General features: G+C 53.3%; 14 protein-coding genes and 1 tRNA gene. 7 read left to right on the forward strand and 8 right to left on the reverse strand.

The genetic code is table 11. The features are described 5' to 3' along the window. Positions 1 to 14 precede the first annotated feature (14 nt). The 4 genes from FEJ81_RS11795 to FEJ81_RS11810 all read left to right on the forward strand — a co-directional run bounded on the left by FEJ81_RS11795 (position 15) and on the right by FEJ81_RS11810 (position 3316). Complete coding sequence (locus tag FEJ81_RS11795) at positions 15 to 1157, forward strand: hypothetical protein (protein WP_138245477.1); 1143 nt, start codon at positions 15 to 17, stop codon at positions 1155 to 1157. Positions 1158 to 1244: 87 nt separating this feature from the next. Then, positions 1245 to 2321 carry an Mrp/NBP35 family ATP-binding protein gene (locus tag FEJ81_RS11800; protein ID WP_138245478.1) on the forward strand — a complete coding sequence of 359 codons (1077 nt, stop codon included), beginning with the start codon at positions 1245 to 1247 and terminating at the stop codon, positions 2319 to 2321. Further along, positions 2318 to 2581 (forward strand): hypothetical protein, encoded by a 264-nt coding sequence (locus tag FEJ81_RS11805; RefSeq protein WP_138245479.1) that lies wholly within the window; start codon positions 2318 to 2320, stop codon positions 2579 to 2581. Before FEJ81_RS11800 ends, FEJ81_RS11805 begins: the two co-directional genes overlap by 4 nt. A gap of 132 nt (positions 2582 to 2713) precedes the next feature. Next, a complete protein-coding gene (locus FEJ81_RS11810; RefSeq protein WP_138246775.1) occupies positions 2714 to 3316 on the forward strand; it encodes a uracil-DNA glycosylase in 603 nt (200 codons plus the stop codon). Positions 3317 to 3345: 29 nt separating this feature from the next. On the opposite strand, the gene FEJ81_RS11815 is transcribed toward FEJ81_RS11810, so the two are convergent. After that, positions 3346 to 3564 carry a hypothetical protein gene (locus tag FEJ81_RS11815; protein WP_138245480.1) on the reverse strand — a complete coding sequence of 73 codons (219 nt, stop codon included), beginning with the start codon at positions 3562 to 3564 and terminating at the stop codon, positions 3346 to 3348. A 110-nt stretch (positions 3565 to 3674) separates the two neighbouring features. Here FEJ81_RS11815 and FEJ81_RS11820 point away from each other — a divergent pair, with 110 nt between their 5' ends. After that, a complete protein-coding gene (locus tag FEJ81_RS11820; protein ID WP_138245481.1) occupies positions 3675 to 4415 on the forward strand; it encodes a hypothetical protein in 741 nt (246 codons plus the stop codon). Positions 4416 to 4456: 41 nt separating this feature from the next. Continuing rightward, a tRNA-Ser gene (locus FEJ81_RS11825) sits at positions 4457 to 4540 on the forward strand. A 671-nt stretch (positions 4541 to 5211) separates the two neighbouring features. Here the strand turns inward: FEJ81_RS11825 and FEJ81_RS11830 are convergent. The 5 genes from FEJ81_RS11830 to FEJ81_RS11850 all read right to left on the reverse strand — a co-directional run bounded on the left by FEJ81_RS11830 (position 5212) and on the right by FEJ81_RS11850 (position 9049). Continuing rightward, complete coding sequence (locus FEJ81_RS11830) at positions 5212 to 5829, reverse strand: hypothetical protein (protein ID WP_138245482.1); 618 nt, start codon at positions 5827 to 5829, stop codon at positions 5212 to 5214. An 81-nt stretch (positions 5830 to 5910) separates the two neighbouring features. Then, a complete protein-coding gene (locus FEJ81_RS11835; protein ID WP_138245483.1) occupies positions 5911 to 7791 on the reverse strand; it encodes a hypothetical protein in 1881 nt (626 codons plus the stop codon). A gap of 91 nt (positions 7792 to 7882) precedes the next feature. Further along, positions 7883 to 8521: a hypothetical protein gene (locus FEJ81_RS11840; protein ID WP_138245484.1), complete on the reverse strand. Its 639-nt coding sequence runs from the start codon at positions 8519 to 8521 to the stop codon at positions 7883 to 7885. A 1-nt stretch (position 8522) separates the two neighbouring features. Continuing rightward, positions 8523 to 8801: a hypothetical protein gene (locus FEJ81_RS11845; RefSeq protein ID WP_138245485.1), complete on the reverse strand. Its 279-nt coding sequence runs from the start codon at positions 8799 to 8801 to the stop codon at positions 8523 to 8525. Positions 8802 to 8803: 2 nt separating this feature from the next. After that, positions 8804 to 9049, reverse strand: a complete 246-nt coding sequence (locus FEJ81_RS11850) for a hypothetical protein (protein WP_138245486.1) — start codon at positions 9047 to 9049, stop codon at positions 8804 to 8806. A gap of 952 nt (positions 9050 to 10001) precedes the next feature. Between FEJ81_RS11850 and FEJ81_RS11855 the strand changes: the two genes are divergently transcribed. Continuing rightward, a complete protein-coding gene (locus FEJ81_RS11855) occupies positions 10002 to 10427 on the forward strand; it encodes a hypothetical protein (RefSeq protein WP_138245487.1) in 426 nt (141 codons plus the stop codon). A gap of 221 nt (positions 10428 to 10648) precedes the next feature. Here the strand turns inward: FEJ81_RS11855 and FEJ81_RS11860 are convergent, their stop codons facing one another. Beyond that, positions 10649 to 11251 carry a site-specific integrase gene (locus tag FEJ81_RS11860; protein WP_138245488.1) on the reverse strand — a complete coding sequence of 201 codons (603 nt, stop codon included), beginning with the start codon at positions 11249 to 11251 and terminating at the stop codon, positions 10649 to 10651. A 315-nt stretch (positions 11252 to 11566) separates the two neighbouring features. Further along, on the reverse strand, positions 11567 to 12715 hold the full coding sequence (locus tag FEJ81_RS11865) for a tyrosine-type recombinase/integrase (RefSeq protein ID WP_138245489.1): 1149 nt from the start codon (positions 12713 to 12715) through the stop codon (positions 11567 to 11569). Positions 12716 to 12834: the final 119 nt, after the last annotated feature.

Below are 12834 nucleotides of genomic sequence, written 5' to 3' on the forward strand. Positions count from 1 at the left end.
CTTCAGGTCGGCGTATGGGAGGGAGCTACTCGACGAGGACGCTCTTTTTCGCCGACGAGATGCCGGATGGCGAGCCGTTCGTCCGCCGGACCGTCGAGCGACTTCGCGAGAACGGTCTTGATACAGACACCGCGCTCGACGACGCTGCCGCCGACATCGCGACAGGGAACGGCGGGAGTATCGAAGTTCGACTCGACGACTATCCCATCGAGGTTCGGTTCGATTTCGAGGCATCAGCCGAGGCGCCGGACACGGTACTGTGGCTTGACGGGCCGGATGAATCCGCATTCGAAGAGTATGATGTCCCGCTTGATACGGCCCGCGACCGCGCAGATCGGCTCGCCGATGCGATTGCGGACCTTGCCGTCGAGATCGACCCGTGGCTCGCCGTCGGATGGATCCCCTATCCCCATCAGGACGTCCATCCGTATCCGGAGGGGTATCCGCCGAAGACCCGCCTTGAGCGGCTGGGGTGGGTAACGGTGTTCGGTGAGCCGTTTCACGAGCAGTTTGGGGGTCGTGAGCGGCTACTCGAGGCACCGGCGCGGAACGTCTGCGACCTCGAAAACGGTGCCGTACTCGTCCGCGAGTCGACGATACCGGGGACTGATCGCAGTGACACGGACTCTGGACCCGCTCCGTCGACGGACGACTACCTCTTCGGGGGCGAATCACTCGCGGAGCTACGCGCCGAAATCGAACGTCAACGGCGCACGTACGTGGACCCGTTTCGCGACCTCGAGGAGGGCGAATTGGCCAGCGACATCGTGATGTGCGAAGACCACGCACCCTTCGAGTTCGAGGGGATGGACGATCCGTCGTTCCCCGACGATCTCGACAGGGGCGATCGATGTCACGTACTCTGTGTTCGTCGCGACGGCGACACGCTCTGGGAAGGGAACAACGGCGAGTTCGTTCGTCGGTTGGTCGATGTGGACGGCCGTCCCATCGGGGAAATGCCCGACGGCGTTCCGGACCACCGAGAGATGATCTCGCTCGTGATTTCGACCGAGTACGATGGCGCTTCGTCGCTAGATCTGTACCGCATGGACAGTCCCGAAGATCCGAGCGTCGTCGGTGGTCTCCTCGGCCTCGAACGCGCTTCCGACGGCGAGAGCATCTGGCAGGACAGGAACGAGCCCGTCACGCGGGACTGATCGTCGGTTCGCCATTGAAGCGGACAGCTGCGTCGGCCGAACGGGTTCGAACACAACCCTTTTCGACGCTGGCAAGTAGCTAGTGACATGGACGAAGACGCCGTTCGCGACCATCTCCGTGCGGTCGAGGATCCGGAACTCGGCGACGATATCGTGTCGCTCGGGCTCGTCAACGACATCACCGTCGACGGCGAGCAGGTCGACATCGACCTCGCGCTGGGGGCTCCCTACTCGCCGACCGAGAGCGACATCGCCGCGGAGGTCCGCGAGGTCCTGACCGCCGAGGGCCTCGAGCCGGACCTGACCGCGAGCGTCCCCGATCGCGACGATCTGACCAGCGAGGAACAGGTGCTGCCGAACGTCAAGAACGTCATCGCCGTCGCCTCCGGGAAGGGCGGCGTCGGCAAGTCGACCGTTGCGGTCAACCTCGCGGCCGGCCTCTCGCAGCTCGGCGCGCGCGTCGGCCTCTTCGATGCCGACGTCTACGGGCCGAACGTCCCGCGGATGGTCGACGCCGACGAGCCGCCGATGGCGACGGAGGACGAAACCCTCGTTCCCCCCGAGAAGTACGGCGTGAAGCTGATGAGCATGGCCTTCCTCACCGGCGAGGACGACCCCGTCATCTGGCGCGGTCCGATGGTCCACAAAGTCATCACCCAGTTGACCGAGGACGTCGAGTGGGGCCATCTGGACTACCTCGTCGTCGACCTTCCGCCGGGGACCGGCGACACCCAGCTGACGATGCTCCAGACGATGCCCGTCACCGGCGCGGTCATCGTCACGACGCCACAGGACGTCGCGCTCGACGACGCCCGCAAGGGCCTCGAGATGTTCGCCAAACACGATACCGTCGTGCTCGGCATCGCCGAGAACATGTCGACGTTCGCCTGCCCCGACTGCGGCGGCGAACACGACATCTTCGGCTCCGGCGGCGGCGAGGAGTTCGCCGACGAACACGAACTGCCCTTCCTCGGCTCGATCCCGCTCGATCCGGCCGTCCGCGAGGGCGGCGACGGCGGCAAGCCGACGGTCCTCAAGGACGCGGACGGGACCAGCGACGCCCTGCGCACGATCACCGAGAACGTCGCCAACAACACCGGGATCGTCCACCGGCAAGGGATCTCCCAGACCCGGCGCAGCGAGGCCGCCTCGCCCGACCGATGAGTTCCGGCCGCGACGACGGCGGGGAGGGAACCGCCGCCGACAACGACGACGGGTTCGACCCCGATCCCGAGCGCGTCAAGCGCCTCCGCGAGATCGCCGATGACGTTCGCGGCGACACCAGCGAGAGCAAACAGCTCGCCAACATCCTGTACCGAACGAGCGACCTCTACGACGAGACCGAGGAGACCTCGCCCGAGGAGATCGTCCGCAACGTGAAGTTCATTCTCGAGGTCAACGAGCGCGGCGGTCTCGGCCGCTGAGCTCGCCATCGAGTCGTCCCCCACCTTTTCGGGCGGCGGACCGAGAGCCAGCGGGAGCGCGTCGCTTTTGGGGCTGCCACGCGAGAAACGAGTGTGGACGCGAATCAACGGTCTCGAGCGAACCCCTACGGCATGGACGAGGAGTGTACGAACTGTCCGGCGCTCTGTGAGACGCGCACGCAGGTCGTCCACGGCTACGGCGACGTCGGCGCTGACTTCCTGTTCGTCGGCGAGCGCCCGACGGCGCGGGCGGACGAGACCGGCATCCCCTTCGCCGGCGAGGGTGGCAGCGACGGCGACGGCGGGTTGCGACGGATGCTCGAGCGGCTGGGCCTCTGTGACGTGACCGCGCCGGCCCAGGAACCCGAACTCGAGAACGTCTACCTGACGAACCTCACCCGCTGTCGGGACCCTGACCGGCAGCCGACCGACGAGGAGATCGGCAACTGCGAACCCTATCTCAGCGCCGAGATTCGGATGATCAACCCCGAGATCCTCGTTCCCGTCGGCGAGCGGGCGCTGACGGAACTCGGCGTCGAGTACACGACGACGCCGGTCGAGGATCTCGCGCTGCCCGACGATCACGCCGAACGGATTCGGGGTCGCGGGTTCGAACTCGTCCCCATGATCGAGCCGCGCGAGCAGACGGACGACCAGACCCAAGCGTGGCTCGAGGCCTTCGCGGAGCTGATGGCGACGGACTATCGGCAGACGAAGGGCCGGCGGGGACGATAGGTGACTGCGATACCTGCGACTGCAGGTGACTACCAGTAGGCGTTCTCGAGCCAGCGTTTCGATCGGGCACCGACGAGGGTCAACGCGCCGACGACGAGGACCACGACGGCGAGCACGCCGATCGTGGACGCGAAGTACTCGCCGGAGGTATTGGTCAGGTAGCCGCTGCCGAATCCGTAGACGCCGAGGGCTGCGAGCGCGACGATCACGAGCGTCCCGAGCAGGCCGGCGATCGATCGTTCGTCCATACCGGACCGGAGACGCTACTCCATTATAATTCGTCGCCATCCCGTCGCTCGTTCGGCCACTCGATCCGCGGAAGCGCCGCGTTCAAGGACCGTGCGCTCGAGTATCGAGTATGATCGTCGTCGTTCCGGTCGATCCGCCGCGAGACGGGCTCGTTCTCTCGTCGCTCGTCGACCAGACGCCGCTGACCGACGCCGAGGCGCGCTCGCTCTACGAGGCCGCCGTCGCCGATGTCCTGTGGGCCGTCGCAGGGAGCGGCGGCGACCTTCTGCTCAATTATCGCGACGCCGAGACCCTGCCGGAGGCACACGCCGACGGCGACGCCGAAGCCGAGGTTCGGGCGCTCGCCCTCGACGCGCTCGGCGGCGATGCAGAGGTCCGCTTCGAACGGCAGGTCGGCTCGAGCCGGTCGGCTCGCGTCGGCAACACCGTCACGCACCTGCTCGAGCAGGAAGGGGCCCAGAGCGTGGGGGTGCTCGAGCCCACGGTGCCGCTGGTCAACCGGACGGAGATCGACGGGGCGGCGATGTCGCTGCGCCGCCACGAGGTCGTCCTCGGCCCGTCCGACGAGGGGAGCGTCTATTTCGCGGGCTTTTCGGACCCGATCGATTTCGCCGACGCGTACGCCACGCCGGCGCTCTCGACGCTGAGCCGCCGCGCGAGCGAGGGCGGTCTCGGCGTCGGGTTCGCGCCCACGCTCCCGACCGTGGCGACCCCGGCCGGGCTCCGAGCGACCGTCGCCGGACTCGAGGCCCGGCAGGCGGCCAAGCGACCGGGCGCGGAAGCGACGGCGGCGCTCGTGGACGAACTCGGGCTGACGGTCGGGGACGACGGCAGCCTCGAGCGCGAATAGACCGACAACCCTTTTTGAACGTGTGGCAAAGCGGGAGGTGAGGTGGGGTGGCAGAGCGGCCCAACGCGCCTGCCTTGAGAGCAGGTGGCTGTCAAGCCTCATGGGTTCAAATCCCATCCCCACCGCTTCCTTGCGATTTTGGTGAAACCGATCACCAACTTGTCAATCCTCGAGTCGCTCTCACCCAGATAAGATTGATCCACGGTGATAAATCTCCGCCACGGTGGTCCAAGGCTAATCGAAGTAGGATTGAATCTCAAACCTCGCTACGGTTACAGCATCGGGAGGGATTCTTACCGCATTCCCCGCAAGCAACCGCCTTGTAGTAGTGCTACCCACCCCAGATACGGTATGAAAGTGGAACGACTTCACCTTGGTATTCCACCACATTATCTTTTATAAGGGATCAAGAACAGTAGCATCTATTGATGAAGTAGGTTGGTGAGATGGATCACATTGGTACTCCAATACAGGTAGTAGAAAAAATTCAGGTTCACAAAACCCTCTCCCCACACAAGGTGGGGATTCGGGTTTTACGAAAGAACGTAAGAATAGCACCTCCACCTACGGAGCACTCCTAAAACGGTGTTGGTTGGGAAGAAAGCATAATCCTGTGAAACTCCCCTCCGCATTCAACTGGATCTGTCTTTCAATCCTTTATAAGTATCAAATTCAGTCTTACTTGATGTAGGAGTTAGAAGAACTTCTACAAAGCAAACCATTATCGATATCAACCGAAATATCGAATGTATTATCGTCAGACATGGGATAAGCGGGTGAGACTATCTGTTCCTTATCACTCGCTTGTCAGTTCTTTTACTTTTGTAGCTGCTTTTCTCCAATCTACACTGTATTTCTCGGCAAGGTGCTTGAATCGAGGGAGATCGTGATTGTATACACGTTCACCATTGTGGTCCATGATATCTCTCACCTGAATCCTATCTTCATACTCTTCTGGCCGCTCTATTGTCCTATTTTGAGCAACTAAAATAGAGCCAAGAGCAAGCGCCTCAAGCCCGCCAAACCTATTGAAGCCTCTTCCATCCAACTGTTGAACCAAACGTTTCACATCGTCTTTGAGGCGGGTAGAAAGGTGGAGTGAGTCACACAACGACTCTGCAAGTTTCACCTTATCAGCGTTTGATCTTTTACCAGTATCATCATTGTAGTAGCCATGCTGATGTTTCCAAAGTCGACTATATTTTGCTGAGTCTTTGGCTTGATCGGCATGAAACGTCGTTCGTTGCTGTCCTTGGGCTGCATGCCGATTTTTCGGTCTATCTTGATCTTTTAAGGCTTCACCGCTGGTAAGAGAACCATCACCTTTGCCTGCAACAACAGGTTGTTCATCGTCTGTTTCACCGATCTGCTCGCCAACTCTACAATCGTAACTATATGTACTTGCTTGAGACATGGGAAAGAAATCGACAGTGTTCCGCTGTCGAATTAACTGTTTAAAAATTTATGCAACCGTGGGGCGAGAAAGAATATTATTTCATTCTTGCATATATTCGGATTCTATCTCGAGTTGCGTTTCATCGAATGATATGCTAACGCCAAGTTCGGTCGTATACCGCTCATCAGCCGCAACGCGGTGTTTAACACCATTCACTTCATACGTGATAGGTGGCATATCGCTGTTTTCGAACACACCATTACAAGCCATTACTGATTTGATATAATCGTATGGGAGAATGTATGGCTCTCCTTTGATTGTGATATTTCCTTCAGTTTCTTCTTCGAGATGTTTTCTAAATTCCTTCTTTGCTTCCCGAATTGTGTCTTCAAGTACTTTTGTATCAGCTTCTACAACAGGACCAGAATACTCATACCCACCTGTCCGCTCGAGTAGCGGTGGGTACGTCACTTTCACTCGAGCAAAACGTGAAGATGTCCACGCACTTGGACGATAGCTCCCCTCCTCCACACTTCTTGTCATGGCTTCCATGTGCGATTCACCATACACTTCTAACGTGTTGAATGGTTTAATGTCGTAGAGAGCCTGATTCTCGAGGGTGGTTATTGTCGCGAAGGCATCACGATCAGTTATGTCACTTATATCGCCAGTTGCATCGCCTGCTTCTTTCCACTCCTCGTCGGAAAACAATCTACGACTGAAGGCACCAATATCAGTGTCTTCACTTGGCTCTCCAAGACCAGCATTCGTGTTATCGAAAAGGAGAACTGGTCCCTGCTCGCTCGGTTCAAAGTGCCACTTCCCATCAAGCCTTCCAGCAAACCAATTTAGAAGATCAACCATATTATTACGATTCATCTGGAAGTGTTTTTGGCCACCTCTAATTCCGCTGGTTATGTCAGTGCCAAACGCCCAATCAAATATATCGTCGACAAGATCGTCAACGTTGAGTTGGAATTGACCTACAACTGGTAGATCGCCAGTAAGTGCAAAGTCTTCCGAACGAGCTTCGTTTCCACCGAGGTTGGACGTATCTTCTTTCTCCGCTTTAACCGACTGAATACCAGCAATATACGTTTTCACGTCGTCAAAAATGGTACGACGTTGAATACCAACAGGACGTGACGCTTCATCAACTCCATCAATGGCGAAGTTAATAACTTGCTCTATCGTTGGTTCTTCATACGACTTGGAGACCTGAATGCCTCTCATTAGGTCCGCAGGGTCGTAGACCCACATTTTCATTGAACCATTCTGACTCGCTGGACCTACTCCACCCACGTAGCCATAGTGGGCTATCTGGTAGGTGTCATAATCATGATCGTAGAGATAGATCCTACATTCGTCGTACTCGTCTCCATCGGTCTGGAAACCATTGATATACTGAATGATAGATTCGCCATCCCATTCAGCGGGGAATTCAACCTTTGCAGTGCGGGTGATATCCGCTGGACCATCTTTGTTGATCCACAACTCACAGAGCGTTATCGGAATTCGGACCCATTCGTCGCCATCTTTAATCTCCACTCGAGCCTCAGCCTTTTTTGGCGGGTTTTCTGACTTTGTAGAGAGGTCGCGAACGAGACTTTGAGTAGTGAGATTGTCTGGATCGACGTATTCTGAGAGATTGAAATCCTGTCTCCGAGCACCAGTGAAACTCTCCTCGTGTTCGGCGGAAACTGTTATTCCAAGTTGATCTTTCTCAAGATCAAGCTCTTCAGTTTCAACTTTCAGTTCTATGTGTGCTCTGTATCTATTGTAGCTAAGTTGCTCACTTGAAATGACACTGGCAGTTGCGTCGTCACTTGGATTCACACCACTTCCACTATAGACAGCACTTGTCACGTCAGCAGGACAGTTACTTACATCAACATAGAACCGATAAGTTTCCTCTTGGAGTAGTGGATTTTCCCACTTCCCAAGTAGGTTAACAGACTCTAATTGTAGAAATTCGACCATATTTATTTAAATTCCTTAGACCCCTCTTCATTTTCAGTGTCGTTCTCAGAACGGTACTCTGTCTCACCGCAAACAGTGGTGATTTCATCCATTAGAATTGAGATGTGCTGATATTGATTCCACCGTTGGTTGTTCGGTTCACCTCACCCCGATTCTGCTTATGGCGTTCTTCTTGCTCCGCACTCGTTTTCCCCTTCAAAACACGAGTATCAACGAGAGTCTGTCGAACTTCACTCGAGCGGATATTGGCGGTAGAAAAATTCTCGGCCAGAATATCAGCCATTTCGCTGATAGAGAGACCATGTTCAAGATAGAGGATTGACAAGAAAAGCGGGTTCTGTGGATCGATCATGTCCTCTGGTAGCTCGTCGCCAAGAAGTTGGTCAAGACGGGAAACAGATACATCAAAACTCCCGCCTGTTGGAAGGTCAATCCCGTGAAGCTCCGCAGCTTTATCCACAACTCCTACATCCACGTTCAATTCGGCGGCTATCTCTTCCTTGTCATGGATACTCCCATGATTAGCGAGTTTTTCGATGTCGTTGTTACTGGGTCTCAACAACTCCCCTTCATCTGGGTAATCACTATATCCGCGTTCTAAGAGGGGCAATTCAGTCTGAAAGCCAACTATCTCTCTATCAGACAGAATCTCTTCTACGTCGTCTGAACGCCCTTCTTTTGCCTTTCCATCCCGCTTTCTCCCCTCGATAATGTCCTTCGCTTCAATCATATTAATATTCACTCCTTGGAACTGCGTAAAATGCCTTCTCTGTCGCACAATCAACTGCAAGAAACTGGCTGCCAGATTCTAACTCAATTTCTCCCTCATCAACAGCCAGAATTACGTATTCAGTTATCTCTCCAATACCACCTACTCCAATGTGAAGTGTGCCATATCCCAACTGTGGGCTACCAAGTCTATCAGTGGTGATCCGCTTGATGTTACTTGGCAACTCGACGATTTTCCCGCTCTCGGGTTTGAAATCAGTTGAATAGATTTCTGTAGCCATTCTTAGACTTCCTCAAGATACTCGAAACTGGTTGAGTCAAAATTAAGAACTAACACATCAGTGGCGATAGGGGGCTGTGGGTTGTTACCCGCCAATTCCCTACGACGTGTATAGGTTGCAGTAGTTTCACTTTCATCTTCAACCACATACAACCATTCTCCACTAACATGGATCGCACTTTCAGTAATGTTTGTAGGTAGTTCGATACTCTCTCCCTCGCTAACTCGATATTTATTGATAGCAGCCATTATTAGAAAATTTCCTCAATCGTTTCTTCACCCTCTTCACGCAGTAGGGCCTTGCAACCCTCTTCAATTACCTTTCCTTGGGGAACGAAACTATCCCCGTAAATCAGGTGCTTGGTGGTCTTAACGACGAACTTTTCGCGTTCTGAGACTCGTACGGTCTTATCTCGACTTGCCATAATTGTGTAGCACAGACAGCATGACAGTTCACCCGTTTAGATCACCAATTCTCTCGTACATTGGTGATTCACTGGCTAACTCGAGTGATTGGGTCAGCCAATTTCATAGGTCGCTCTGTCCTACTGCCTCTATTATGTGACTAATTACAGGTAAATTCGAATACTTATAAAATCGGGGTGAAAGTGAAAACAACAGCCATGCAGTCTTGCGATTTGGCCTGAAAAACCGAAAGAGGTAGTGATTCGGTAACTATCTGGTATTCATTTGGGGAGTTATTGGTGATATGAAATTAAGTGAAAGTACTCGAGAGAGGGAAGTACCGATGCAGTCCATGATGGCGGAAAACGAACGTGCAGCAGTTCGAAGTGGCTACGAATACGCGCAGGATCTTGCAAGCGGGGTAGCAGACCAATTCCCCAATGGAACAAAGATCAATCCGAGGGAAGAGATTCTCTGGGCGGCAGAACAGGTGACTGACGATCCTCAAGAGCGGAATGAACTTCTACCATACGTGTGTTATGGATTCCAGCAAGGTACTCTCGATCGACTGTATAAGGGGATAGATCGATATCGGTTGTAGGGACATGGGGATAGTGTAGTAACGGAAAGGTAGTTTTTCGCGCTGATATCCTCCTATTTTCGCGGACGGCCATGCCTTGCTTGAGCGCACGCACGTAAGGGCCAGAATCTCATTAGGAGGGATATCGCAGAAACAACAGTGAATGCAATTCACATTCTAAGAAGACTTTTCCATTCGGTACCCTGTCACTCTGATATGGAAAGGAGAAAGGTACTCACAGCATTCGGTACTGTCCTGGTTAGTGGATGTCTCTCGAGTAGCAGTAATGAAGGTAATGGGAATGGTGAGCAACAGGAAGATCCTGTGATGAACGCAGAGTATGTTGGGACCACTGAAGAGCACAATGAGACTGCAATCGAATCAGTCGAATATTCAATCGATGGAGCTTGCAGGGCGACGATTTCTGTAGTTTTCGCAAATCAGAAACCAGCGGAAGGCTATATCGGAGTGAGATTGTATAGAAACGAGGAAGAGGTAGGTGCAACCAGCCAACAGTTGGGTAAATTCGGCGATAACACGACTGAGAATGTTGATTTGCAATACTGCGAGTTTGAAAAATATAACTCCTTCCGCTTAGCAGTACTTCAGCCTGAAGAGGAAAAAGAAAATCAATCCGAATAGGACACAGAAATTCCCTTAGAACCGCACCGCAACCACTACACTCCCCACCTTACTACAATACTATGAACTGTATCAACTTAATACTTACCCAAGTAGGTGAAGCTCTTCCTATGTCCATAGTTTGGCTCGAGGGACGTTTCGGTTTCAAGACGATGGAAACCATTCAGACAATCTTGAGACGGATCTATGAGTCTGCAATTGGCTTAGGAGATAATTGAGGGTTATTCCGCCATGGCTGTTCCAATACGTCGTTCAGTTGGCGCATGGAGATAGGGTTTGATCGCATTATAGCTATTCCACCCACCGATATTCATCATAGTACGGGCGTCAACAGTGTTTTCCCTTTCTGTGAGGTGGTAATTGGCCCATGAGCGGCGTAGATCATGGGAAGATACGTTGATCCATCTTTCATTATCAGTTTCCTCTGCTACGTCTTGAGCGGCTTCACGGACCCATCTACGGACTGACGATGCTGATACTGAGATAATTGATTCATCTTCATCCCGATCTCTTTCTCGAGTGAACTTAGAGATATTCCGCTCTACTCTCTCTGGCATCCACGCATCACGCATTTTCGGATCTCCACCGTCTGTGTTCTTACCCTCTACCTGGAACAGCCAACAGTCACCTTCTTCGCTCCACCGAATATCGTTCAGTGTGACCTTTGGTACTTCATCACTCCGAAGGCCGCACTGTGTCATGAATTGAATAGCGATCTCCCTTTGCCAATCGGTTCGACCTGCTGCTTGCTCGAGTTGCTTGCATTCGTCACGGTTCAACCAGCATTTCTTACGCCCACTGCTTGCTTCCTCAATGGCTACCATGTTCTACACAAGTTGTTAGAACTATTCGCTTATCAAAGTGGCGGTTAGTCTCTCCAAGCCGAATATCACTTATAAAGAAGCGCCTCAATGATACTCCCCGTAAGCAAGTAGACAAAGAACTTGTGTATATTCCCTTCTCCCACCCCTTGGAAATTAGAACCATTGCCGTGGCACTAATTCACAGGGCTGGGGTGGAATGACTTTCCGTGAGAGAACCAAATTTATCTCAGCATATATGGAATCCCCCTTCGGCCAATTGGGTCCCATATTTCTGGCTACTGGTTGAGAACCCGATTAACAGATTCAGAAAGAGAACTATCCCATACGATCAAGAGCGTTCCTGCGGTCTTCTACAGGGGCTTGATCGTACTTGAAGGTCGTTCGGGGGGATTGGTGCCGTAACTGGCTCTGTGCCGCTGCAAGGCCACCCTCTCTCGCCATATACGTCCCTACAGAGTGGCGAAGACTGTACCATGTTAGTGAGCGATTCTCCATATTGATGTTTGCTACCTCTGCTATTTTTTCGAGTACGTATTTGAGCGACGATGAGCGGTATGGATTTCCGTGACGGGTTAACCAGAGTTGATCACTATCTGTATACTTATCGTACAGTTGTCTCTCCCTGAGCCAATTCTGTAGCAACTCTGCTGTAGATCGCTGTAGTGAGACAATCCAGTTCTCACGGTTCTTACTCGACTCTTCTTTGGGGATACGGAGAACTGCGTTATCGATATCGACCCACTGGACTGTTGCCCTCGCTACTTCAATGGGGCGTAAACCAGCATCAAGTGAGACACAAATGAGAGAGGCGTATTTGAATCCCTCTGCGTTTTCAAAGTCAGAGGGCTGTACTGCTGATACTGGTTTGTCAAGACGATAAGATAGGTATTCTTTCCACCGCTGTCGTTCTTCTGGCGACATAGCTGCATAAGCGGGAATAGAGTCCCATTGCAGTGCTGCTTCTCTAAGCCTCTGACGTTCCTCTCTGGTCAAATAGTCCTGTGGTGATGTTCCTGTAGCGCCATTGAAGGTGATTTCTGGTTCCCACTCATCCCCTTTGAACCGAAAGAACATCTTCAGCGATTTCTGGATATTCGACTTGTGGCTCTCACTGTAGTCACTATAGGCTAACTCTTGTGTATAGGTATCTGCATGGTCTGTCGTAACAGCAGTAGTGTATCCATCGTTGTTGTCCCAGACCCATCTATAGAATACGTCAGTATCGTGAGCACGCCGCTTTACTACATCGAAGGAATATCCCTTGGCTGAATCAGGATCTTTCCCGAGGTGTAGCATCCAGTTGATTAGTTCTTCACGGTGATGTCGGTAGTCAGTCCGCTGCTTAGTATTCAATCGCTCTCTCGTTGGCTCAGGGATAAGAACAATCGTTCCCTCATCAGTACTGATTGTGTCCTTATCTGGCGTACGTTGAGTATCGAAGTCAGCTTCCTCGTGTACTGTCATTATATTCGATACCCTATTTCGATCAATAATTCATCCAATCGAGCTTGGATTAGCATCATGGTTTGGTCACTCCCTTAGCGAGAGCGAACACGAGGTGAGGTGGGTTCCGTCCGAAATCG

It is taken from the genome of Natrinema versiforme, from assembly GCF_005576615.1.
Lineage (GTDB): Archaea > Halobacteriota > Halobacteria > Halobacteriales > Natrialbaceae > Natrinema > Natrinema versiforme_A.

Coding starts and splice junctions, on each gene's coding strand:
- FEJ81_RS11830 (WP_138245482.1), bottom strand. CDS start 5,829: ATGTCTCAAGCAAGTACATATAGTTACGATTGTAGAGTTGGCGAGCAG.
- FEJ81_RS11865 (WP_138245489.1), bottom strand. CDS start 12,715: ATGACAGTACACGAGGAAGCTGACTTCGATACTCAACGTACGCCAGAT.
- FEJ81_RS11845 (WP_138245485.1), bottom strand. CDS start 8,801: ATGGCTACAGAAATCTATTCAACTGATTTCAAACCCGAGAGCGGGAAA.
- FEJ81_RS11840 (WP_138245484.1), bottom strand. CDS start 8,521: ATGATTGAAGCGAAGGACATTATCGAGGGGAGAAAGCGGGATGGAAAG.
- FEJ81_RS11860 (WP_138245488.1), bottom strand. CDS start 11,251: ATGGTAGCCATTGAGGAAGCAAGCAGTGGGCGTAAGAAATGCTGGTTG.
- FEJ81_RS11835 (WP_138245483.1), bottom strand. CDS start 7,791: ATGGTCGAATTTCTACAATTAGAGTCTGTTAACCTACTTGGGAAGTGG.
- FEJ81_RS11815 (WP_138245480.1), bottom strand. CDS start 3,564: ATGGACGAACGATCGATCGCCGGCCTGCTCGGGACGCTCGTGATCGTC.
- FEJ81_RS11800 (WP_138245478.1), top strand. CDS start 1,245: ATGGACGAAGACGCCGTTCGCGACCATCTCCGTGCGGTCGAGGATCCG.
- FEJ81_RS11795 (WP_138245477.1), top strand. CDS start 15: ATGGGAGGGAGCTACTCGACGAGGACGCTCTTTTTCGCCGACGAGATG.
- FEJ81_RS11810 (WP_138246775.1), top strand. CDS start 2,714: ATGGACGAGGAGTGTACGAACTGTCCGGCGCTCTGTGAGACGCGCACG.
- FEJ81_RS11805 (WP_138245479.1), top strand. CDS start 2,318: ATGAGTTCCGGCCGCGACGACGGCGGGGAGGGAACCGCCGCCGACAAC.
- FEJ81_RS11850 (WP_138245486.1), bottom strand. CDS start 9,049: ATGGCTGCTATCAATAAATATCGAGTTAGCGAGGGAGAGAGTATCGAA.
- FEJ81_RS11855 (WP_138245487.1), top strand. CDS start 10,002: ATGGAAAGGAGAAAGGTACTCACAGCATTCGGTACTGTCCTGGTTAGT.
- FEJ81_RS11820 (WP_138245481.1), top strand. CDS start 3,675: ATGATCGTCGTCGTTCCGGTCGATCCGCCGCGAGACGGGCTCGTTCTC.